This window comes from Acinetobacter sp. CAU_H_60 (genome assembly GCF_058599385.1).
Genome location: NZ_CM178653.1, coordinates 125,483 through 148,357 on the forward strand (window position 1 = coordinate 125,483; position 22,875 = coordinate 148,357).

At 44.4% G+C, this 22,875-nt stretch carries 20 protein-coding genes; 13 read left to right on the forward strand and 7 right to left on the reverse strand.

Annotated elements, in window-relative coordinates; genetic code table 11:
* Positions 1 to 140: 140 nt before the first annotated feature.
* The 6 genes from AC4MBN_RS00595 to recJ all read left to right on the forward strand — a co-directional run bounded on the left by AC4MBN_RS00595 (position 141) and on the right by recJ (position 6,967).
* Complete coding sequence (locus AC4MBN_RS00595) at positions 141 to 938, forward strand: oxygen-binding di-iron domain-containing protein (protein ID WP_159123793.1); 798 nt, start codon at positions 141 to 143, stop codon at positions 936 to 938.
* Between the two features lie 98 nt (positions 939 to 1,036).
* Complete coding sequence (locus tag AC4MBN_RS00600; protein ID WP_491880477.1) at positions 1,037 to 1,402, forward strand: YkgJ family cysteine cluster protein; 366 nt, start codon at positions 1,037 to 1,039, stop codon at positions 1,400 to 1,402.
* A gap of 262 nt (positions 1,403 to 1,664) precedes the next feature.
* Positions 1,665 to 3,131, forward strand: coding sequence for an IMP dehydrogenase (gene guaB / locus AC4MBN_RS00605; protein WP_034170242.1), 1,467 nt, complete (start codon positions 1,665 to 1,667; stop codon positions 3,129 to 3,131).
* Positions 3,132 to 3,257: 126 nt separating this feature from the next.
* Positions 3,258 to 4,589: a phosphoglucosamine mutase gene (gene glmM / locus AC4MBN_RS00610; protein ID WP_491880478.1), complete on the forward strand. Its 1,332-nt coding sequence runs from the start codon at positions 3,258 to 3,260 to the stop codon at positions 4,587 to 4,589.
* Positions 4,590 to 4,604: 15 nt separating this feature from the next.
* Entirely contained in the window at positions 4,605 to 5,261 is a 657-nt protein-coding gene (gene pdxH / locus AC4MBN_RS00615; protein WP_180011091.1) for a pyridoxamine 5'-phosphate oxidase, read from the forward strand.
* 2 nt (positions 5,262 to 5,263) lie between these two features.
* The gene (gene recJ, locus AC4MBN_RS00620) at positions 5,264 to 6,967 is read left to right on the forward strand and encodes a single-stranded-DNA-specific exonuclease RecJ (protein WP_491880479.1); all 1,704 of its coding nucleotides are present in this window, start codon (positions 5,264 to 5,266) and stop codon (positions 6,965 to 6,967) included.
* A gap of 59 nt (positions 6,968 to 7,026) precedes the next feature.
* Here recJ and AC4MBN_RS00625 read toward each other — a convergent pair whose 3' ends face one another.
* Complete coding sequence (locus AC4MBN_RS00625) at positions 7,027 to 7,764, reverse strand: putative porin (protein ID WP_491880480.1); 738 nt, start codon at positions 7,762 to 7,764, stop codon at positions 7,027 to 7,029.
* Positions 7,765 to 7,935: 171 nt separating this feature from the next.
* Positions 7,936 to 8,721, reverse strand: a complete 786-nt coding sequence (locus AC4MBN_RS00630) for a putative porin (protein ID WP_034703585.1) — start codon at positions 8,719 to 8,721, stop codon at positions 7,936 to 7,938.
* Positions 8,722 to 9,225: 504 nt separating this feature from the next.
* On the opposite strand from AC4MBN_RS00630, the gene prfB reads away from it, so the two are divergent.
* From prfB to AC4MBN_RS00655, 5 genes are all read left to right on the forward strand, one after another.
* A protein-coding gene (gene prfB, locus AC4MBN_RS00635; protein ID WP_104426741.1) for a peptide chain release factor 2 occupies positions 9,226 to 10,321 on the forward strand; the annotation gives its coding sequence in 2 pieces (ribosomal slippage) (positions 9,226 to 9,297 and positions 9,299 to 10,321; 1,095 coding nt in all).
* A 146-nt stretch (positions 10,322 to 10,467) separates the two neighbouring features.
* Complete coding sequence (locus AC4MBN_RS00640) at positions 10,468 to 10,767, forward strand: ArsR/SmtB family transcription factor (protein ID WP_121979733.1); 300 nt, start codon at positions 10,468 to 10,470, stop codon at positions 10,765 to 10,767.
* Between the two features lie 15 nt (positions 10,768 to 10,782).
* On the forward strand, positions 10,783 to 11,868 hold the full coding sequence (locus AC4MBN_RS00645) for an alkene reductase (RefSeq protein ID WP_491880481.1): 1,086 nt from the start codon (positions 10,783 to 10,785) through the stop codon (positions 11,866 to 11,868).
* A gap of 81 nt (positions 11,869 to 11,949) precedes the next feature.
* The gene (locus tag AC4MBN_RS00650; protein WP_419365491.1) at positions 11,950 to 13,230 is read left to right on the forward strand and encodes a 3-deoxy-D-manno-octulosonic acid transferase; all 1,281 of its coding nucleotides are present in this window, start codon (positions 11,950 to 11,952) and stop codon (positions 13,228 to 13,230) included.
* Between the two features lie 277 nt (positions 13,231 to 13,507).
* Positions 13,508 to 14,221: a 16S rRNA (uracil(1498)-N(3))-methyltransferase gene (locus tag AC4MBN_RS00655; protein ID WP_419365477.1), complete on the forward strand. Its 714-nt coding sequence runs from the start codon at positions 13,508 to 13,510 to the stop codon at positions 14,219 to 14,221.
* On the opposite strand, the gene AC4MBN_RS00660 is transcribed toward AC4MBN_RS00655, so the two are convergent.
* Together AC4MBN_RS00660 and AC4MBN_RS00665 are read right to left on the reverse strand one after the other, a co-directional pair.
* Positions 14,195 to 15,175, reverse strand: coding sequence for a mechanosensitive ion channel family protein (locus AC4MBN_RS00660; protein WP_159123798.1), 981 nt, complete (start codon positions 15,173 to 15,175; stop codon positions 14,195 to 14,197). The genes AC4MBN_RS00655 and AC4MBN_RS00660 overlap by 27 nt on opposite strands.
* A gap of 107 nt (positions 15,176 to 15,282) precedes the next feature.
* Complete coding sequence (locus AC4MBN_RS00665) at positions 15,283 to 15,858, reverse strand: DUF805 domain-containing protein (protein ID WP_491880482.1); 576 nt, start codon at positions 15,856 to 15,858, stop codon at positions 15,283 to 15,285.
* A gap of 261 nt (positions 15,859 to 16,119) precedes the next feature.
* Between AC4MBN_RS00665 and acs the strand changes: the two genes are divergently transcribed.
* Positions 16,120 to 18,066, forward strand: a complete 1,947-nt coding sequence (gene acs, locus AC4MBN_RS00670) for an acetate--CoA ligase (protein WP_104426735.1) — start codon at positions 16,120 to 16,122, stop codon at positions 18,064 to 18,066.
* Positions 18,067 to 18,196: 130 nt separating this feature from the next.
* Positions 18,197 to 19,378 carry an acyl-CoA dehydrogenase family protein gene (locus tag AC4MBN_RS00675; protein WP_491880483.1) on the forward strand — a complete coding sequence of 394 codons (1,182 nt, stop codon included), beginning with the start codon at positions 18,197 to 18,199 and terminating at the stop codon, positions 19,376 to 19,378.
* Positions 19,379 to 19,440: 62 nt separating this feature from the next.
* Here the strand turns inward: AC4MBN_RS00675 and AC4MBN_RS00680 are convergent, their stop codons facing one another.
* The 3 genes from AC4MBN_RS00680 to sfnG form a co-directional block, all read right to left on the reverse strand.
* Positions 19,441 to 20,850, reverse strand: a complete 1,410-nt coding sequence (locus AC4MBN_RS00680; protein ID WP_491880484.1) for a cryptochrome/photolyase family protein — start codon at positions 20,848 to 20,850, stop codon at positions 19,441 to 19,443.
* 128 nt (positions 20,851 to 20,978) lie between these two features.
* Entirely contained in the window at positions 20,979 to 21,593 is a 615-nt protein-coding gene (locus tag AC4MBN_RS00685) for a riboflavin synthase subunit alpha (protein WP_419365481.1), read from the reverse strand.
* 152 nt (positions 21,594 to 21,745) lie between these two features.
* The gene (sfnG, locus tag AC4MBN_RS00690) at positions 21,746 to 22,852 is read right to left on the reverse strand and encodes a dimethylsulfone monooxygenase SfnG (protein ID WP_491880485.1); all 1,107 of its coding nucleotides are present in this window, start codon (positions 22,850 to 22,852) and stop codon (positions 21,746 to 21,748) included.
* Between the last annotated feature and the right edge of the window lie 23 nt (positions 22,853 to 22,875).

The following is a 22,875-nucleotide window of genomic DNA, read 5'->3' on the forward strand; positions in this document are numbered from 1 at the left end:
TTTTTATTAATAAATTGTGCTCAATTTACTGATAAATAAAGTGATATATCTAGTTTTATTGATTGTAAGTTCATTTAATTCCCTATATGTTATATGCCTATAGAAAAACCATCCTAAACGAAAAAAATTGGGGATTACTGATGGCCTTCGAGCGCACCACATCGCAAGTCTTGTTTGATAATGGGACACATAAATGTATTAGTTTTACCAGTCTCGTTAAAGGTGAAGGCGTCCAGGCAAACCAGTTTCTGATTTTAGACAATGAGCGTGCTGCAGTACTTGATCCGGGTGGTGATTTAACCTATGTACCGTTGACCATGGAACTGAACCGCTATACCCGGTTGAGCAATCTGGATTATGTGATGGCATCGCATCAGGATCCGGATATTATTACGTCCATGCCGCGCTGGCTGGTCTATACCGAAGCCAAAGTCGTCGCTTCCAAGCTATGGGCGCGATTCTTGCCACATCTGAATTCAGCCTTTATGAGTGACCGTATGAAAGGTAACTGGCTGGATCGTCTGGTTGAATTGCCGGATCATGGTCAGATCATTCCACTCGGTCAATCCAGCATTATTGCCATTCCAGCGCACTTTTTACATTCAGTCGGTAATTTCCAGTTTTATGACCCGATTGCCAAGATCCTGTTTTCTGGTGATATGGGGGCGTCAATGGTCGAGGATGCTTCAAAACCACTGGAAAATTTTGCAGCGCACATTCCGAAAATGAAAGGATTTCACCAGCGCTACATGTGCAATAACAAGGTGATTCGTTTATGGGTACAAATGGTACGTACCATGGATGTAGATATGATTGTGCCACAACATGGAACACCATTCGTGGGTAAAGAACAGATTAACCAGTTCCTGGACTGGATTGAAACACTAGAATGTGGCACTGATTTAATGGATGAAACTGTTTTTACTTGTCCTGAATAGTTCAAGAAAATTTTAAATTTTTTCTTGAGTAGAAAAACAACATTTTTTATATTTTCCGCCTGCAAAAAACTGTTTTTGATGACGAGAATTTATAAGAAATGTTGTCTCAAGTTCCTACACAAGATGCATGTTTAAGTTGTGGCGCATGTTGCGCCTATTTCAGGGTTTCATTCTATTGGGCAGAGGGGATTCCCATGCCTGAGCACTATATTGAACCTGTCACCTCGGTCTATTCATGTATGGCGGGAACCAATCAAAAAAATCCACGCTGTATAGCACTTGAAGGTAGCATTGGCGAACAGGTGAGTTGTGGCATGTACGAACTACGTAGCTCATCCTGTAAAGAAGTTCAGATCGCTGATGCCCAGTGCAATAAAGCACGAATGGCACACAATATGATTCCATTCATCCAGATTGAGCCGGATGAAGCCGAAAATAATGATAATTTCGAACGGGTGAGCTAAATTCAAACTCAAGATTTAAAAAGCAGGGTATGGACTCTGCTTTTTTTATGGGAGAAAAAATTAGTAAGGGATTTTGTAAACCGAATAAATATGATGACTGCTCTGGCATATTTAAATTGTTGATTGAATAGTCAAATTTACAGGTTTAGATATTCGGATTAAATCTAAGTCCAGATTTAGACAAAATAAATTTTGCAATTGCAATGAAATTTAGAGCTAAATTTGTTTATAATAGCGCACGGAAATTACCAGTGAGACTGTTATGTTGACCATCGTTCAAGACGCGTTAACCTTCGATGATGTCCTATTACTCCCTGCCTACTCTACTGTTCTCCCAAAAGATGTCTCTCTAAAGACACGCCTGACTCGCGGCATTAACCTGAATATCCCACTTGTTTCAGCAGCTATGGATACTGTGACTGAGTCACGTATGGCAATTGCGATGGCACAAAATGGCGGTATCGGTATTCTGCACAAGAACATGGATATTGCTGCCCAGGCCGCAGAAGTACGCCGTGTGAAAAAATTTGAAGCCGGTATGGTGAAAGATCCGATCACAGTTACTCCAGAAACTACAGTACGTGAACTGATCGCTGTGACTCAAGCGAATAACATCAGCGGTGTACCCGTGGTTAAAGACGGTAAAGTGGTTGGTATCGTGACCGGTCGTGATACACGCTTTGAAACCAATCTGGAACAACCAGTCAGCAATATCATGACTGGCCAAGACCGTCTGGTGACTGTGCGTGAAGGCGAATCGAAAGAAAACATTCAGGCCTTATTGCAAAAAAACCGTATTGAAAAAGTGATCGTTGTTGGCGAAAACAATGAATTAAAAGGCTTGATCACGGTAACTGATTTCCGTAAAGCGGAACTTTATCCAAATAGCTGTAAAGATGATTTAGGTCGTCTACGTGTAGGTGCAGCAGTCGGTACTGGTGCTGAAACGCCAAGCCGTGTAGAAGCACTGGTTGATGCTGGTGTAGACGTGATTGTTGTGGACACTGCACATGGTCACTCTGCGGGTGTGATTGAGCGTGTACGCTGGGTCAAACAGAACTACCCACAAGTTCAAGTGATTGGCGGTAACATCGCTACTGGTGATGCTGCGCTTGCATTGCTTGATGCGGGTGCGGACGCAGTAAAAGTAGGGATCGGTCCTGGCTCAATCTGTACAACTCGTATTGTGGCTGGTATTGGTATGCCACAAATCTCTGCAATTGATTCTGTTGCGCGTGCATTGAAAGAGCAGATTCCATTAATTGCTGATGGTGGTATCCGTTTCTCTGGTGATATGGCCAAAGCGATTGGCGCTGGTGCAAGTACCATCATGGTGGGTTCATTAATGGCCGGTACTGAAGAAGCACCAGGCGAAGTTGAATTCTTCCAGGGTCGTTACTACAAAGCTTACCGTGGTATGGGTTCTTTGGGTGCGATGGCAGGTGCGACTGGTTCTGCTGACCGTTATTTCCAGGACTCTAAAGCTGGTGCTGAAAAACTGGTTCCAGAAGGTATTGAAGGTCGCGTACCGTACAAAGGCCCAATGGGCAATATCGTGCATCAGATGATGGGCGGTCTGCGTTCTTCTATGGGCTATACCGGTTCTGCAACGATTGATGATCTTCGTCAAAATGCGAAATTCGTAAAAATTACATCTGCGGGTATGTCTGAATCACACGTGCATGATGTAACCATTACCAAAGAAGCACCGAACTATCGTATGGGTTAATTCCTAAAATAAATCGTTCGTATGAAAAAAGCCGTCATGCAAATGACGGCTTTTTTGTTTTGGTGTAAAGTGTGACTCATTGTAAAAATGGATGATGCAAATCACCCCATAAGAAGTGAGATAATGATGAGTTATTTTGGCACCGATGGTATCCGTGGCAAGTTTGGTGAGTTGCCGATTACGCCTGAGTTTGCATTGAAATTAGGTTTTGCAGCAGGAAAAGTATTAAAACGAAATAGTAAAAAAAACAAACCATTGGTGGTACTGGGTAAAGATACCCGTTTATCTGGTTATATTCTGGAATCTGCGCTACAGGCAGGGCTGAATGCGGCAGGTGTCTATGTGCACTTGTTAGGTCCATTGCCAACTCCTGCGATTGCCCATTTAACTCGTGCTCTGCATGCTAATCTCGGGATTGTGATTTCAGCATCGCATAATCCATACTTTGATAACGGCATTAAATTCTTTTCGAGTGAAGGCAAAAAACTGCCTGATGCTTTGCAGGATGAGATCAACCAGGAACTGGAAAAAGAACTGGTGATTGAAGATACAGCGAACTTGGGTAAAAGCTTCCGTGTCAAGGATGCTAATGGCCGTTATATCGAATTCTGTAAATCGACCTTCCCATACCATTTAGACCTGAATGATTTAACCATTGTCGTTGACTGTGCCAATGGTGCAGCCTATAGCGTAGGTCCTGCGGTTTTCCGTGAGCTGGGTGCTAAAGTCATTTCCATCTATGATGAACCGACCGGTCTGAATATCAATGAGAACTGTGGTTCGACTCATCCGGAAAATCTGCAAAAAGCAGTGGTTGAGCATGGTGCTGATTTAGGCATAGCCTTTGATGGTGATGCTGACCGCGTGATTATGGTCGATAAAAACGGTGAGCAAATTACTGGTGATCATATTCTGTATATCCTCGCGACCCAGAGCAGTAAAAAACCAGTAGGTATTGTTGGTACCTTGATGAGCAATATGGCACTAGAACTGGCCCTCGAAAAAGCCGGAGTAGAATTGTTGCGCGCTAAAGTCGGTGATCGTTATGTACTGCAAGGTCTGGAAGAAAAAGGCTGGTCGATTGGTGGCGAGCCATCAGGTCATATCCTGACTTTAGACAAGAGCACTACAGGCGATGCGATTATTGCTGCGCTGCAAGTCTTAACCGTGATGGTCGAGCAGAAGAAAGCACTGCACGAGTTAGTGGCTGACTTTAAATTATTGCCGAATGTGTTGGTGAATGTACGTCTGAATACCATGTTTGACCCGTACTCAGTGCCTGCTTTGACTGCAGAATTTAACAAAGCTGAAGAGCAGCTCAAAGGTCGTGGCCGTTTACTGATCCGTAAATCAGGGACTGAACCGGTGATCCGTGTCATGGTGGAAGGCGAGGATCTTGCTGAAGTGACCACACTGGCAAATTCATTGGCTGATGCGGTACGTGCCAACGCCGCTTAAATGGGGGAAGAGTGAATGAGCGATCTGATTAAGGATCTGAGTGAACTGCGTCTGAACTACCAAAAAGGCGAGCTACATGAAGATCAGGTCAATCCCAATCCGCATATGCAGTTTTTGCAGTGGTTTAACCATGCACTTGCTGCACAGCTGCATGAACCTTATGCCATGTCATTGGCAACCGCAAATGCACAAGGTCGTCCGCATGTGCGCACAGTGTTGCTGCGTGGTGCGACTGAAGCAGGGTATGATTTCTATACCAATTATGATAGTCAAAAAGGTCTGGATCTGGCCGAAAACCCGTATGCTGAACTGCTGTTTTACTGGCAGGAACAGGAACGTCAGATCCGGATTAGCGGTAAGGTAATTAAAATTTCGGAAGAAGAATCAACTGACTATTATCATAAACGTCCGCGCGAAAGTCAGATCGCTGCGCATATCAGTACCCCGCAAAGCGGTGTGGTTGCGAGTCGTGAAGAATTACAGCAACGTTTCTGGGATCTGCATCAGCAGGTCGCTAATCAGGAAGAACTGGATAAGCCGGGATTCTGGGGCGGCTATCGTTTGCAGCCGGATTATTATGAATTCTGGCAGGGCCGTCCCAACCGTTTACATGACCGCCTGAGTTATGAAAAAATCGATGGGGCGTGGAAACTACAACGATTGATGCCATAACAATGCCTAAACTTGAAATCAAGCAAAGACCTTTACTGACACGCCCTGAATCTTTTCAGGGCGTGCCTTCATTCGTAGCCGAAATTTTGGCACGCCGTGGTGTGGAATCTGAACAGGAGCTGGAGCTTAAACTCAAGCATCTACTGGCACCGACCATGAAAGGCTTAACAGAAGCGATCCAGCTGATTGATCAGGCTATAGATACTGGCCAGAAAATCGTAATCGTCGGTGACTATGATGCTGATGGGGCGACCAGTACAACACTAATGGTACTCGCCCTGCGTGATATGGGTGCCCATGTTGAGTATCTGGTTCCTGACCGGTTTAAGTATGGTTATGGCCTGACACCTGCGATTGCGGATCTGGCTTTTGCCAATTTTACGCCGGATCTTTTAATTACAGTGGATAACGGGATTTCCAGTCATGAAGGTGTGAAGCAGGCGCAGGATCATGGCATGCAGGTGATTATTACCGATCACCACTTAACTACCAAGCCTACCCCTGCAGCAGAGGCTGTGGTCAATCCCAATCAGCTGGGCTGTGATTTTCCAAGTAAGGCCTTGGCGGGAGTGGGGGTAGCTTTTTATGTCTTGGCGAATCTATCGACTCATCGTAAAAAGCTCGGTAAATCTTCAACGGTTATTACCAATTATCTGGATCTAGTCGCTTTAGGCACTTATGCAGATGTCGCAAGTCTGGATTATAACAACCGTATTCTGGTGGATGCCGGCTTAAAACGGATTCAGCAGCATCTTTGCCGACCTGGCATCAGTGCCTTGCTGGAAATTGCTGGTCGTGATGCTGCCACGCTCAAAGCGCAGGATCTGGGTTTTGTGCTTGGTCCACGTATTAATGCGGCAGGTCGTATGGAAACCATGGATATCGGGATTGAGTGTCTGCTCGCTCCGGATCTGGCAACCGCTTATCCACTCGCAGAACAGCTGAATCAGCTCAATGTCGAACGCCGTCAGGTAGAAGGCAAAATCAAACAGGAAGCTCTGACTGAACTGGAAAAAATCCAGCTGGATGAGAATACTTTGCCAGCCGCACTGATCATGTTTGAACAGCACTGGCATCAGGGCGTGATCGGGATTGTAGCGGGGCGCTTAAAAGAACAGTTTCATCGTCCAAGTATTGTTTTCGCAGCAGATGAAGATGGGATTCATATCAAAGGTTCGGCACGTTCCATCGAAGGGATTCATATCCGGGATAGCATTGAACGGATAGCAGAGCAGTATCCGCATCTGGTCAGCCATTTTGGTGGGCACGCGGCCGCAGCGGGATTAACCATTAAAAAGCAGCATTTTGCTGAATTTAAACAGGTCTTTGAACAGCTGATTGCAGAGATGGATGAAAGCCTATTTACCGCTACGCTGTGGACTGATGGGGAACTACCGGCATCAGCTTTCCAAATTGAAACGGTCGATTTACTGCAAAACTTAAGTCCATGGGGACAAAAGTTTCCTCAACCGATTTTTGAAGGCATCTTTAAGATTCTGGATTACCGCTGGCTTAAAGATGTACATCTGAAACTACGTGTTGCTTTAGAAAATGGACAGGTTGTGGATGCGATTGCCTTTAGTGCCATCGATAAATACAAATTTGATCCAATGAAACAGCACGTTCGTCTGGTCTATGAACTGGATAAAAATGTCTTTAACGGCAATGTTAGCCTACAAATGCGAATTGCTTATCTGGAACAATAAATTATTCAAATAAAAAACCGCTCAATTGAGCGGTTTTTTTGGACTTTTAATCTTACAGATTAGAAGCGGTAAGCAGCTCGTATATTGAATACATCAGCATTATCACCAAAATCAATAGAACCTTCTAGGCTAACTTGTTGGTTAAAGAATTTCTTGGCACGAATAGTAAAAACATCCTTACCTTCTAGATCTGAGTCAGAGAATCCTAAGCCAACACTGAAAGTCTTGTCTAAATATAAATCTGCACCGAGATTATAGGCATCAATGTCACCAAAGCTTGCGCCCCCCTCAAAATTCATATCATATTGACCAACTTGAGTAACATATTTGGCACGTAAGGTTGGATCAATTTCATCATCTGCATCATCTTGAGAAATGCCAATAAGACCGATCGCAACTAAGAAGCCAGGCACAGGTAAATAACCGACTTCAGCTGTATAACTAGTCTCATCAACAGCATCATTATCAAAATGAGAAATATTGCCGCTCAAATAAAAATCTGAGTTCGGAACAAAGTATTCAATGCCTGCGCCGATGCCAAAAGTGTCAGAATCATCTTCATAACTTAGAACGCCATTTATATTACTAGCGCGATTTAAGAATGCAGCTTCATTTAATGGAGAGTTTTTAACTTGAACCTGATTAAAATAATAAGTACCGTCAATCGCGAATCTTGTGTCTGAACCACCTTGATCACGATCAATAAGATCAATAGAGCCCCCAACTTCAGTTTGGTAAGCATGAGCAGTTCCTAGGCCAGCAAGAAGTGCTGTAGCAAGAGTAAGTTTCTTAAGCATTTAGAGTTCTCTCTTTGTTATAAAATATGGCTGTTTTATTAACAGTTGTAACAAATTGTACAGATAATAATCGCCCCGTCAATGTGCAAAAACTACCTAAATGCTTGTTTAAAGTGCAATAAAAAACCCATCCGAAGATGGGTTTTTTATATTGAAACTTCTTAGTTTGGATTAGAAGCGGTATTTCGCAGCTAGACCAAATTTGTTGTAGTCTTGGTTACCAATTTCACCAAAACCTACACGACCTTCCAAGCTCACTTGTTCATTAAAGAATTTACGTGCACTTACACCAAATTCATTTGAGTCATATGGGCCATTGTCTTTGCTTTGATAATCAGCACCAACACTTAAAGTTTTGTCGATGAAGTAGTCAGCTTTTAAGTTGTACTCATCCAGGTCGCCAAAGGCAGCGCCAGCTTCAAGGTTAATGTCTTTACCATTACTTAAGGTAGTCACATATTTAGCACGTAAAGTTGGATCTACACCGTCATCATAGTCATTGTCATAACCTTTCACACCTGCTGCAATTAACAGACCTGGTGCAGGTAAATAACCGACTTCAGCACTATAAACGGTTTCGTCAAAATCAGGTGCATAGTCGTATTTAGAATCATCACGACCTACGCTACCACTCAAATAAAAATCTGAGTTTGGTACGAAGTATTCAGCACCTACACCATAACGGTGACGTTCTGAAGAGTCGTAATCATCATATTGATATTGAGCTTTCACATTACTTGCACGATCAAGGAAAGCTGCTTCGGCTAATGGTGCATTACGTGTTTCAACTGGATTAAAGTAGTATGTGCCATCAACACCAAAAGAGCCGCTTGAGCTACCATTATCCGGGTCTGTTAGGCCTGCAGATGCACCCACTTCTACTTGATAAGCATGAGCTGCTGTACCTGTAAGAGCTACGGCTGAAAGTAATGCTGAAGCGATTGCTAGTTTTTTCATGCGGATACTCCCCTCTGAAAAATATGGCTAAAATTAATACACTTTTTGTTACAACTTTAAGTCTAGACCAATTCCAATAATCGTCAATCAAAGGAAAGTTACTACATTGTGAGTAAGGTAATATTATGTAATTTTCATTTAATAACTAATTGAATTCAAAAACTAAAAATGAAATGTTTTGTTTTATTAAAAGTGTGTAGATATTGTGGAATGTATTGAAAATGCTATTTTTTATCTTATTTTGTAGGGGGTTTAGGGTTTTAAAATGAATAAAAAATTGAGTATAAAAATACGGCGAAATATATTTAAGAATAGAATGAGAAAGTATTAAAAATAATATTTAGCTATTTTATCGGGCTGACAAATTTTGTAATTAAAAAATGTGCTAGTGACATTTTCTTGCTTAGCCTTAAAGATGGATTTATCGCTATAAATTGGCGAAATAGACTGTGATATAATATTGACCTAAGAATTTATACCTAATTTTGATTGAGAGTAATTCACGTGGAAATTAATCCGTATCTAAACCAATTAAAAGACTTAAACGAACGTGGTCAAACACTACGGGGGTATCTTTGACTACGATCTGAAAAAAGAGCGTTTAGAAGAAGTCCTGCGTGAATTAGAAGACCCGGCGATCTGGAATGACCAGAGTCGCGCTCAGGCCATGGCCAAAGAAAAAGGCGAGCTTGAAAATGTACTCAATGTACTGGACGGCTTAACCACCCAGCTCGAAGATGCTCAAGCGATGCTCGACCTTGCGGTTGAAGCAGATGAAGAGGCCATGCTGGAAGATGTGCAGGCTGAGCTGAATGCGGCTGAAGAAGAACTGGCGAAGCTTGAGTTCCGTCGTATGTTCAGCAACCCGATGGATCCAAACCCTTGCTATGTAGAAATTCAGGCAGGTTCCGGCGGTACTGAAGCACAGGACTGGGCATCTATGCTGTTACGTATGTACATGCGCTGGATTGAACGTCATGGTTTTAAAGCTGAACTGATGGAAGAATCTGACGGTGATGTTGCCGGGATTAAATCTGCGACGATTCGTGTCGAAGGTGAGTATGCCTATGGCTGGTTACGTACCGAATCCGGGGTACACCGTTTAGTGCGTAAATCACCATTTGACTCGGGCAACCGTCGTCATACGTCATTTTCTGCCGTGTTTGTCTCACCTGAAGTGGATGACAATATCGAAATTGAAATCAATCCTTCAGATGTCCGTACCGATACTTATCGTGCATCAGGCGCGGGTGGTCAGCACATTAACAAAACTGACTCTGCCGTGCGTTTAACCCACATTCCAACTGGTATCGTGGTGGCGTGTCAGAACCAGCGTTCACAACATGCCAACCGTGACCATGCTTGGAAACAGTTACGTGCCAAGCTATATGAGTTGGAAATGAATAAACGTAATGAAGCTGCACAGGCATTGGAAGATTCCAAGTCTGATATCGGCTGGGGTAGCCAGATCCGTTCTTATGTCCTGGATGATTCACGTATCAAGGATTTGCGTACAGGTGTGGAAAACTCTAATACTGGCGCTGTTCTGGACGGTGATCTGGATAAATTTATCGAAGCAAGCCTGAAACAGGGCCTGTAAGAAATCGTTTAAAAGCTGGCGTAACAAAGCTTTAACAGACTGTGACTCTTATATCTAAATTATTCGATATATAAATCGAAAAAATACGATATAATGGTCGCAGACGCTGAATGAAGTTTCGTTGCGCCACTGATTGTGATGTGCCTATGGACCTTGATCTAATTTTTAAAGCCTTAGCCAATCCGACCCGTCGACAAATTCTGGAATGGTTAAAATCTCCGGAGCAATATCTGTCTGCGGAAGAGTGTGGTGGCTTTCAACGTGGGGTCTGTGCAGGTCAAATTGAACGTTTGGGCCAGGTTTCACAGTCCACCATGTCCAATCACCTGTCGGTATTACAGCAGGCTGGCCTGATCACTGCGACCAAGCATGGACAGTGGTCATATTTCTCCCGCAATGAAACTTTGATTCAGCAATTTATCGAACACCTACAACAACACCTTTAACAGGTGGGAGTAACGATGGCTGAATTAAATTCTCCTTTAACGCTTGGTGCGTTAGAGCTTAAAAACCGTGTCATCATGGCGCCGCTGACCCGTAGCCGCGCAACGGCTGATCGCGTTCCAACCCCAATGATGGTTGAATACTATGCGCAACGTGCAAGTGCTGGCCTGATCATTTCTGAAGCTACAGTGATTTCTGAAGAAGCCAACGGTTATTTAAATACTCCAGGATTGTTTACCGATGCTCAGGTCGAAGGCTGGAAAAAGGTCACTCAAGCGGTTCATGAGAAGGGCGGTCTGATTGTTGCTCAGCTTTGGCATGTTGGTCGTGTATCGCATCCGGATCTGTTAAATGGTGAAACACCAGTTTCTGCAAGTGCAGTACAACAGGTAGGTCATGTCAGCTTGTTACGTCCAAAACGTCCGTACGTTACGCCACGTCCCTTAGAAGTTTCTGAAATTCACGCAATTACCGAGCAGTACAAGCAAGCTGCGATTCGTGCTAAAGAAGCCGGCTTTGATGGTGTTGAATTACATGCTGCTAATGGTTATCTGATTGATCAGTTCCTGCAAAGCAAAACCAATCAGCGTGAAGATGAATACGGCGGTTCAGTTGAAAACCGTACACGGTTCCTGCTAGAAGCAACTGATGCACTGATTGAAGTATGGGGTGCGGATCGTGTAGGGGTACATTTTGCGCCGCGTGGTGATGACCATGACATGGGGGATAATGATCCACGTGAAACATTTGGCTATGCCATGGAGCAACTGGGCAAGCGCAAGATTGCCTTCTTCTTTACCCGTGAATATCTGGCTGAAGACAGTATTTCCGAATATATGAAAGAGCGTTCAGGTGGAGTACCTTATATTGCCAATATGCAACTGAGTCGTGAAGATGCGATTGAGCTGTTGGCAGCTGAAAAGGCAGATGCAGTCGCATTTGGTAAAGCCTACATTGCAAATCCTGATCTATACGAACGTCTGCTTGATAATGCACCGCTTAATGAGCTGAAAATGGAAAATATGATCGGCAGTCAGGTGGCTGAAGGTTATATTGATTATCCAACTTTGGCAGAAGTTAGAGTATTAAGCACCATAGAATAATTCGAAATAAGAGCCACATCGATTAACATGTCGATGTGGCTCTGTTATATTTTGCCGATTGAATCTGTTTTGGGGCGCAATGTGGCTACTCCATTCTGGTATAACGCAGCCTTGGCGCTAGCGAAACCGCTTTATCAATCCCGTATACGTAAACGTGCGACCAGTCCGGAACAATTAGAACAAGAACTGTTGGAACGTTTTGGTCCTTTCCAGTCCCCTAAAAATCTGCAGGCGATCTGGTTTCATGTAGTATCCGTAGGGGAAACCAATGCCGCTCAACCTTTAATTGAACATTACTTAAAACTTGGGCATCCGGTTCTAGTGACCAATACCACCAAGACCGGACAGGCACGTGCCAAATCTCTCTTCTTAAAAGAACCTTATTTAGACTTATTCCAAGCTGTATATTTGCCAGCTGACCAGAAAACCCTGATTCGTGATTTTTATCAAAAATATCAGCCTAAATTGCTGTTATTGATGGAGACTGAGCTCTGGCCAAATCTGATTGACCAGGCACCGAATTTTAATGTGCGTTGCCTATTATTGAATGCCCGTCTTTCTGAAAAATCTGCCAAAGGCTATGGCAAAGTCAAAGGCCTAACCCGTGGCATGCTTAAGAATTTAACCGGCCTTTTGGCTCAGGATACAGCAACCCAGCAGCGTTATATTGATCTAGGTATAGCTTCAGAAAAAACTCAGGTCTTGGGCAATATCAAGTTTGATATCACGGCACCGCAGCAATTTATTAATCATGCTGCCCAATTGAAACAGGAATGGTCTCTGCAAGGCCGGAAGATCATTACTCTCGCCAGTACGCATGCGCCTGAAGAACAGCAATTAATGGCTGAACTTAAATCTGCGCTGGATGCAGATTCGACATTAGTTTGTATCGTGGTGCCACGCCATCCGGAACGTTTCGATGAGGTGTTCCAAGCTGCACTATCCTTAGGTTTAAGAACCCAACGCCGTAGCCTGGAACAACGTATCGAAGAAGATACTCAGGTTTATCTGGCGGATTCCATGGGCGAGATGTGGCTCTGGTATGCCTTGAGCCAAGCCTGTTATGTTGGTGGTTCCCTGAATGAACCGGGTGGTGGACATAATATTCTGGAGCCGATTGCGCTGAATGTTCCAACGATTCTGGGTAAAAACTATTTTAACTTTCAGACGATTGTCGATGAGTTTGTTCAGGCGCATGCGGTAGAAGTAGTGCAGGATGCTAAACAGTCTGCTGAGACTTTGCTAGAAATTCTGAATAATTCAACTAAAGCTGAAAGTTTGAATACTGCTGCACAAAAGATTATGCAGCAGAATCAGGGTTCACTTGAAAGGCATATTCAGGCGATTGATCAATATCTTTGATTATATTCTGATTTGTGAAGAAGCCGATTTTCATGGATTGACTGTATAAGGTTAAAACTAGGCTTTATCTTTATAGATTTAATGCTAGGAACTCTTCTTTCTTTTACTTTTGTTTCGGCAAAAGTAACAAAACCATTTGTCATCCACAAAACTCGTCATATACCATCTTTTTGCAGAGATATCGCAGAACCTATATAAGGCAAAAAGAGTCCTGCCTCGGACAATTGTGGATGACGTTTCCGCGTATCCAGTGATGGATTTGTTGAGTTAATTTTTTATGAATATCGTCCTGCTTGATCCCCGCCAAACCGAATCTGAACTATGGCCGATTAGCTCAAAGCGACAACTGGAGCATTTGCAACAGCATCTTGAGATTCAGGTTGGTGACACATTAAAAGTTGGGATTCGGGAAGGGAAACGGTATTTAACTGAAGTTGTCGAAATTTCTGAAAAAGCAGTTTTATTGAAACCGATTCAAGAAGAATCAGTCCCTGCAAAGCTGCCTGTTACCTTGATTGTGGCCTTGCCACGCCCTAAAGTTTTGCGCCGTCTGATCATGGATGCTGTCACCATGGGCGTAGAGAAAATCATTTTATTGCATAGCTATCGGGTGGATAAAAGCTATTGGCAGACCCCATTTTTGCAGCAATTAAACCATTATGTAGATCTTGGGCTAGAACAGGCAGGAGATACGCTTGCTCCGAAAATTGAGCTGTATAAACGCTTTAAACCTTTTGTCGAAGATATCTTGTCTGGACTCATTACAGCAGACTGTCCAGCCTTTGTTGCACATCCTTATGCCGAACAGCCGATGCCATATGCACTTCAGCATCCTTGCACGATTGTCATTGGTCCGGAAGGTGGCTTTATTCCGTATGAGGTCGATTTGCTCATAAAAAACGGCTGCCAGGCAGTGAGCCTTGGCAACCGTATTCTCCGTACTGAAACGGCGATTTCGTATGTTTTAGGTCGACTGTTTAGCGCGAGCTGAGGCATCCTCATGGCCATCGCCACGATAGACTTTCACTTCCTGCACCGGATATGGAATCGAAATGTTATGTTCAGCAAAGGCTTGAATCACCCGTTCCTGAACGGCACTGATTGAGGTGCCTATGCCTGTTTCAGTGGTATTGACCCACCATAAGGCTTTGAGGGTAATCGAGAAGTCTGCCAGTGCAATCACATTGACGCTAAATGCAGGTTGACTCAGGATGGTCGGATCTTTATCCAGAATTGCAGTAATAATATCCTTGGCTTTCTGGATATCATCTTCATAACCGATCCCGACCGAAAATTCACAGCGGCGACGGGTATAAGCAGTATTCACTGTGACTGCACTGGTATAGACCGTAGCATTTGGAATTACGATACGACGGCCATCTGGAGAGCGTAAAAAGGTTGCACGAATCTGGATATCTTCTACGGTACCCTCCAGACCATTCACGATAATGTCATCGCCAATCTTGAAAGGTTCGCCCAGTAAAATCAGTACACCTGAGAGCAGGTTCTGGAAAATATCCTTAAATGCGAAACCGATCGCCACTGAACCAATCCCAAGCGCACTCATCAGCTGACCCGGGGTAAAACCTGGAATCGCAATCACCAGCCCGATTAAAACACCGAAGAAAACAATCACGGTACTACCGACACGGTTCAGCACCAGCACCAGATTCTGTCGGGTATAAGTACGATTTTCTAAAGTCTTACGGACAAAAAACTTAAACAGTTTTGACAGTAACCAGAAAATGACAATGACTGTTAGCGCAATACAGAAATAAGGCACACGCTCCCAGAAACCTTCCATGATCTTGTCAATGGTGCTATAGGCATCATTGTACTTGGAGGTATGTTCGATCACGGTCTGGGCAGTTTTTTCAGTCGCCTGATGCAGGAGCTCAGTCGTCCCTTCAGTTACCTGGCTTAAAGTATTTTCTTGCTCAGCCACAAAAACTCCACAATTTAAATTTCGCTTATTTTGCCTCAACTACAGCAAAAAATTAACAACAGCGAAATTTATACACAATATATTTATGCAAAACAGACACAACTGTCTTAAAAGAACTCAGTCGTTTTCTGCTTCACTTCACTTGGGATTCTTGAAGGCTCACCTTCACTCATATAAGAGAATAACGCAGTCGTCGCCAACAGGCTGAGTACGGTAAAAATGATTACCAGCCAAGCCACAATTTTTTCCCAGACGGGGCTTGTACGTATTGGGCCATACTGATTGCTGCCTCTTGTTCCTGGAAAAAGCAGGATATAGATCCAGACAAACAGATTGATCAAAGGCACGAAGAATAGCAATATCCACCAGCCACTACGGTCCAGATCGTGTAAGCGTCGTACCGTAATCACAATACCGAAATACAGATAGACCAGCATGATCGCTAAGGCAAACAGGCTGGACAGGCCGTGCAGGGAAATTTGCCAGTTTGAATCTACCGATAGGCTGGCAATGTTCACAATATCAATACTTAAACCTAGCGCAATACTGCTGCATAAGAAAATAAACTGTAAAAATGCGGACCAGGCAATAAAACTCAAACGTCCAAATCGGCCCCTGATCGATAAGGGATGATCTGCTGCAGGAAAAGGAGGAGGGAAATAGGAAGGTTCAGTTGAATTCATGGGCAAGATCCTAAGCCTGTATAAAATACAGCGAGAGTGGGAGACTCATTTTATTTGACGATAGCAATATCTAGCTGACTTTGGCCATAGTTGAGCATTATCCGAAGTTATTCTGATTGAATTTGAATAAATAATCTACGACGAAAGCATGATTGTCGGATTTGAAATATGCAGTACATACTGCCATTATGCATAAAAAACAATCAACAAAATGCCATCAAGCTCTCGTGATGAGATAGAACAAGATCAAGGAAGCGAACAATGAAAGAAATCTATCCAGTACCAGCAGAATTTAAGAAAACCGCACGTACCACTGATACAGAGTATTTTGAGCGTTATCAGCAATCCATTGAACAACCGGATCAGTTCTGGGCTGAACAGGCACAGCGCCTGGACTGGATCAAGCCTTTTACCCAGGTTAAAAATACCAGTTTTGATAAAGACAATTTTAAAATTGAATGGTTTGCAGATGGCCAGCTCAATGTCAGTGCCAACTGTCTGGATCGCCATCTTAAGGAACATCCTTATAAACCGGCGATTATCTGGGAAGGGGATCATCCGTCCCGTCACAAGATTATTTCTTTTCACGAGCTTTATGATGAAACCTGCCGTTTCGCCAATGTCCTGAAAAAGAACGGGATTAAAAAAGGCGACCGGGTGGTGCTGTATATGCCAATGGTCTCGGAAGCCGCAATTGCCATGCTGGCTTGTGCCCGGATTGGTGCAGTGCATTGTGTGGTATTTGGTGGTTTCTCACCTGATTCTCTGGCCAGCCGGATTGAAGACAGTCAGGCCAAAATGGTGATTACCGCAGATTCGGGCATGCGTGGTGGCAAAGCTATTCCACTGAAAGCCAATGTCGATGAAGCCCTGAAAATTGCTGGCACCGAATCGGTTGAACATGTCATCGTTGTACATCGCACCGGCAATCCGGTAGAAATGCAACAGGGGCGTGATCTCTGGTATCACATGGAAATCATGACCGTGAATGAGATCTGTCCACCTGAACCGATGAATGCGGAAGATCCTTTATTTATCCTGTATACCTCGGGTTCAACCGGAAAGCCTAAGGGCGTACTGCATACCACAGGCGGTTATCTGACTTATGTGAATTGCACCTTCCGCGAAGTTTTTGACATCAAACAGGATGATGTATTTTGGTGTACTGCCGATGTCGGCTGGATTACCGGGCATTCCTATGTGCTGTATGGTCCCCTCTCTAATGGTACGACTACGGTGATGTTTGAGGGTGTACCACAATATCCAAGCTGGGCGCGTACCGGACACATCGTCGATAAGCACAATGTGACGATTCTCTATACCGCACCTACGGCCATTCGCGCCATGATGCGGGAAGGCGATGCCTATGTACGGGAAAGTGATCGCAGCAGCCTGAGAATTTTAGGTTCGGTCGGTGAGCCGATTAACCCGGAAGCCTGGAACTGGTATTACTCGGTAGTTGGTGAAAGTCGCTGTCCGGTGATTGATACCTGGTGGCAAACCGAAACCGGTGGCTTCATGATTACGCCTTTACCAGGTGCGACAGACCTGAAACCGGGTTCTGCAACCCGTCCATTCTTTGGTGTGCAACCAGCCATTGTCGATGCAGAAGGCAAGGAAATTGAAGGGGTGGCAGAAGGAAATCTGGTGATTAAAGATTCCTGGCCAGGCCAGATGCGCACCATCTGGGGTGACCCGGACCGCTTTATTGAAGCTTATTTCTCGACCTATCCAGGTACCTATTTTACCGGTGATGGTGCACGTCGTGATGAAGATGGCTATTACTGGATTACTGGTCGTGTCGATGACGTACTCAATGTTTCCGGTCATCGTCTGGGTACGGCAGAGATTGAAAGTGCACTGGTGGCCCATGAAGCAGTTGCCGAAGCTGCTGTTGTCGGTATGCCGCATGACATCAAAGGACAGGGGATTTGTGCCTTTGTTACCTTGCAGGCAGGGACTGAAAGTACTGAACAGTTGCGCGGTGAACTGGTAGCTTGGGTACGTAAAATTTTAGGGCCAGTGGCAACGCCAGATGCCTTGCACTGGGCACCCGCTTTACCTAAAACCCGGTCAGGTAAAATCATGCGCCGGATCTTAAGAAAGATTGCTGCCAATGAACTGGACAGTCTGGGCGATACCTCGACTCTGGCTGAACCACAAGTAGTCGATCAGTTAATTGCTGAAGTGCAGCGTAATCAGGCATAAGTTTAGGACGTTCAAATACCGGCATTATTTGCCGGTATTTTTGTCTCAGGAATAAGCTCTGCATGCTTTCGAATATAGTGCCAAGCTGCAATCTGCTAAGCTAAAACCATGCTGAACTTAGGTTAAAAGAATGAATGTACGACAACAATATCTAGATCAATCTCCCCTGAAAATTGCCCAGCAATTGGCAGAAACTTTTGCTCAAACGGCCGCAGTTCGTGACAAGCAGGGCGGTAATCCTAAAGCCGAGCGTGATCTGATTCGCCAGAGCGGTTTACTGGGCCTGTCTATTCCGAAACAGTACGGCGGTCAGGAAGCAGACTGGCAGACAATTTTTAAAACCATTCAAATCATTGCCCGAGTCGATAGTTCATTAGCACATGTTTATGGGTTTCATCATTTGCTGATTGCAACGGTTCAATTATTTTCCCAACCAGAACAATATGGCCCATGGTTTGAACAGACCGCTCGGGAAAACCTGTTCTGGGGCAATACCTTAAATCCGCTAGACCATCGTACTACCGCAACAAAAGTTGCTGAAAAAGAATATATTTTTGATGGGTATAAAAGCTTTTGTTCCGGCTCCATTGATTCCGATATTTTACTGTGCTCAGGCTATAACGACGCTGGAAAATTACTGATTGGGGTCATTCCAACAGCACGTAAGGGCGTAAGTTTTCTCGGTGACTGGAATAATATGGGTCAACGCCAGACCGATAGCGGCACCAGCCATTTTGAGCAGGTCAGAATTCATGAAAATGAATTGCTGTTAAATCCCGGTCCACTGAGTACACCGTATTCAAGCTTACGTCCTTTGATTGCCCAGCTGATCTTTGTACACATGTTCCTCGGTGTAGCAGAAGGTGCGTTTGAAGTGGCCAAACAAACCGTACAGACTCAAAAAGCCTGGTCAAAATCACTGGTAGAAGAGGCAGTGAATGACCCCTTTACCCAGAAGCATTTTGCCGATTTTTATGTGCAGCTGGAAAGCGTGCGTTTGCTGGCTGATAAAGCGATTCAAACTTTACAAGCAGCTTGGGATCTGGGCAATGATCTCACTGCTGAGCAGCGTGGTGAAGTTTCAGTGGCGATTGCCACAGCCAAAATCGCGGCCACCAATACATCTCTCTATATCACCCAGAATATTTTCCAAGTGATGGGCGCGCGTGCGACTACTGCTAAACTGAATCTGGACCGTTTCTGGCGTAATGTTCGCACCCAGACCTTGCATGATCCGGTGGATTATAAGTATCAGGAAGTTGGGGAATGGGTACTGACCGGGAAAGTGCCTGATCCAAGTTTTTATTCTTAATATGAAAATAAAAAGCCTCCGATATTGGAGGCTTTTCATATTAGATGAAGTGATAGTTTCTTCTAAATCTGCTTAAAGGCTTCTATGGCTCGTACACGAGAGGCTTTTAAATCGACAATCGGTTTTGGATAATCCAGTTCCAGATCTGGATTTTTGGCATAAGGTTCATGAATGGATTTGGCATCTAGATGCGCCAGTTCAGGCACCCACTTGCGGATATAGTCTCCATTGGGATCAAACTTCAGGGACTGGCTGACCGGATTAAAAATCCGGAAATAGGGCACGGCATCCATGCCGGTTGATGCGCACCATTGCCAGCCACCGTTATTCGCAGCCAGATCGCCATCAATCAGATGCTGCATAAACCAGCTTTCACCTAGTCGCCAGTCGATCAGCAAGTTCTTACACAGGAACATCGCAGTAATCATCCTGACCCGGTTATGCATCCAGCCTGTCGCCAGCATTTGCCGCATGCCAGCATCGACAATCGGAATTCCGGTCTGGCCTTTTTGCCAGGCAGCTAAATCTTCGGGGGCATTGCGCCACTGGATATTATTAGTATTTTGCTTAAATGGTTGGTGTTTGGAGACACGTGGAAAATCAAACAGGGTCTGTAGATAGAATTCCCGCCACAAGAGTTCATCCAACCAGGTTTGCTGACCCAAGTCTTCAATCTGGAAATAGCCATCCTGAAAAAGAGCTTGCATACACTGGCGAATGGAGAGAATACCGATATTCAGATAAGGGGAGAGGCGGCTGGTACCATCAACTGCTGGCAGATCACGGTTGGTTTTATAATGAGCCATTTTATCCTCGATAAAGTCATCGAGCAGACCCAAGGCAGTTTGATTTTTCGCAGACCAAAGTTGGGCAGCATGCTCTACTACATAATCCGCTGAGAATTTTTCCAGATCAAAATCCGTGAGCTCAGTAGGTAATTGGATTGGATCTTGAGCTTCAATCTCAGGATAGCAGGCGGGTACATCCAGAATCAGTCGTTCATAGCACTTTTTCTTAAAGGCACTATAGACCTGATACGGTTGATTGGACTGGTTCCGGATACTGCCGAGGGGAAACAGGGTGCGATCATGATAGAGCTCGACCCTGATCTGCTGCTGTTCCAGTAATTGCTGTACCTGAGCATCACGTTCCAGTTCGTTGACGCCAACTTCGATATTGGCATGCAAGCTTTCAATCTTCAGACTCTGACACAGATTTAATATTTCCCGAGATATATCCTTCCATAAAGGAACATTCAATATGCTCAGCGGGATATTCAGTTGCTGTAGCTGCTGTTTTAAATATTTGAGCCGGCGCAGATAAAAATCAGTTTTGATCCGGGCATCCTGATGTAATTGCCATTGTCCGGGAGAGAGGACTGCTAGTGCAATACAAGGTCCTTTCTGGGTCGCATGCCAGAGTGCAGCATGGTCATGAATACGGAGGTCTTGGCGGAACCAGATCAACTGCATGGGAATAACGTTCTGAATCGGAATCAGATTATTTTATTCATTCCACCTGAAAATTCTGTATAGAAACGTAGATATGGGCAGAATGATCAGTTAAAAAAGCCGCCTATGGTATAAGCGGCTCTTTCATTTTAACGCTGGTGAATATTTTCTAGGGTATCTACCAAGGTACGCGTAGTCTGATCAATTTCATAATTGACTTCATCATCTACTTTGGCATTTTTCCAGGTGGTCAGACGCAAGGTTTCGGGAATCAGATCAATCGAGATCTCACTCTTGGTGCGATCGACGCGATTGACGGTCAGGCTGCAGCCATTCAGACCAATAAACCCTTTTAAGAAAAAGTATTTGATATTGCCATCCGGGATCTGAATATCGATATGGTAGGTTTCACCACGATGTTCCAGATTTTTAATGATCGCCGTACCTTCGATGTGTCCATACAGATTATGCCCGCCATTTTCTGCACCGACTTTGGCAGAGCGTTCGACATTCACTTCATCACCCACTTGAAGAGATTTTAAGGTGGTGAGGGCAAGGGTTACATCGGAGATATCAAAGTGAATCTGGTTTAGCTTCTGATCAATGGTCGTTACGGTGAGGCAGACGCCGTTGATCGCAACACTGGCGCCAATAAAGACATCCTGAAAAAACTGATTGTCGTTGCTCACAACAATAGTAATGAAGCCATTACCCTGGCAAATATCCACGACTTTTTCCAAGCCTTGTACGATACCGGTATACATAATTTAAATTTCTATCTCATCGAGTTTGGCTTTATTCTAGTCAAGAATGAAGCAGGCGGCTATCTCTATGCCGAGAACACTGTGTTGCACAAAAAAAATCCCTCAAGCCGAGCCTTGAGGGAATGAATCGTTATGCTGAGCATTATTATAGTTTAAACGAGCTCAGCTTCTTGTTGCTGTTCAGCTTGCTGCGCTTCCAGTTCACGCACGAGTGGCAAGACTTTTTCACCGAAATATTCTACTTCTTCAATAAAGTGCAGGAAGCCTGAAAGAACCAGATCAACACCGACTTTTTTCAGTTCGATGATACGTTCTGCAATCTGCTCTGGCGTCCCGATCAGGTTGGTACGGAAGCCATCGTTATATTGCACCAGATCTTCAAATGTGGATTTGGCCCAGTTACCCTCACCTTCTTTACTCGCTGCGCCCGCTTCACGCGTTGCCTCACCGAAAGATTTCACCGCCTGAACATTGGCCTTGGCCACGATTTCTCGCAGTACTGCTTGCGCTTCCTCTTCGGTATCACGTGCAATCACAAACGCATTCACACCAATTTTCACAGAGTGGTTGTTCGCTTTGGCTTTTTCACGAATATCATCGATCTGTTTTTTCAGCTCTTCAGGTGTATTGCCATTGGTGAAGTACCAGTCCGATACGCGAGAAGCCATGTCACGTGCTGCACGAGAACTGCCACCCTGGAAGATTTCAATATGTGGTTTCTGTACTGGTTTTGGACTCAAGGTATAGTCTTTAAACTGGTAATACTTGCCATCAAAACTAAAATTGTTTTGAGTCCAGACCCCTTTCAGGCTGCGAATAAATTCTTCTGAACGTGCATAACGTTCGTCATGTTCCGGCCATTCTTCACCAATTGCATCAAACTCGCCACGGAACCAGCCACTTACGACGTTAATCGCAATCCGGCCATTGGTCAGATGGTCAATGGTGGCCAGCTGCTTCGCTGCCAGCGCAGGTTTCCATGGACCCGGCAAGATCGCGGCAATCACTTTTAAACGTTCAGTTTTCGCCAGGATACCATGACTGAAGCTGACTGATTCATGCTGGTTTTCAGCGTTATAGCCCGCAGTAAAACGGATCTGGGTCAGGGCATAATCAAAACCTGCTTTCTCAGCAGTTTGCGCCAGACGGACATTATAGTCATAGCTCCAGTCAGTACGCTGTTCGATGTCGCTGACCACCAGACCGCCGCTGACATTTGGAACCCAGTAAGCAAATACAATATTTTTATCTTGTGACATTATTCTTACCCTCTGAATGAAGC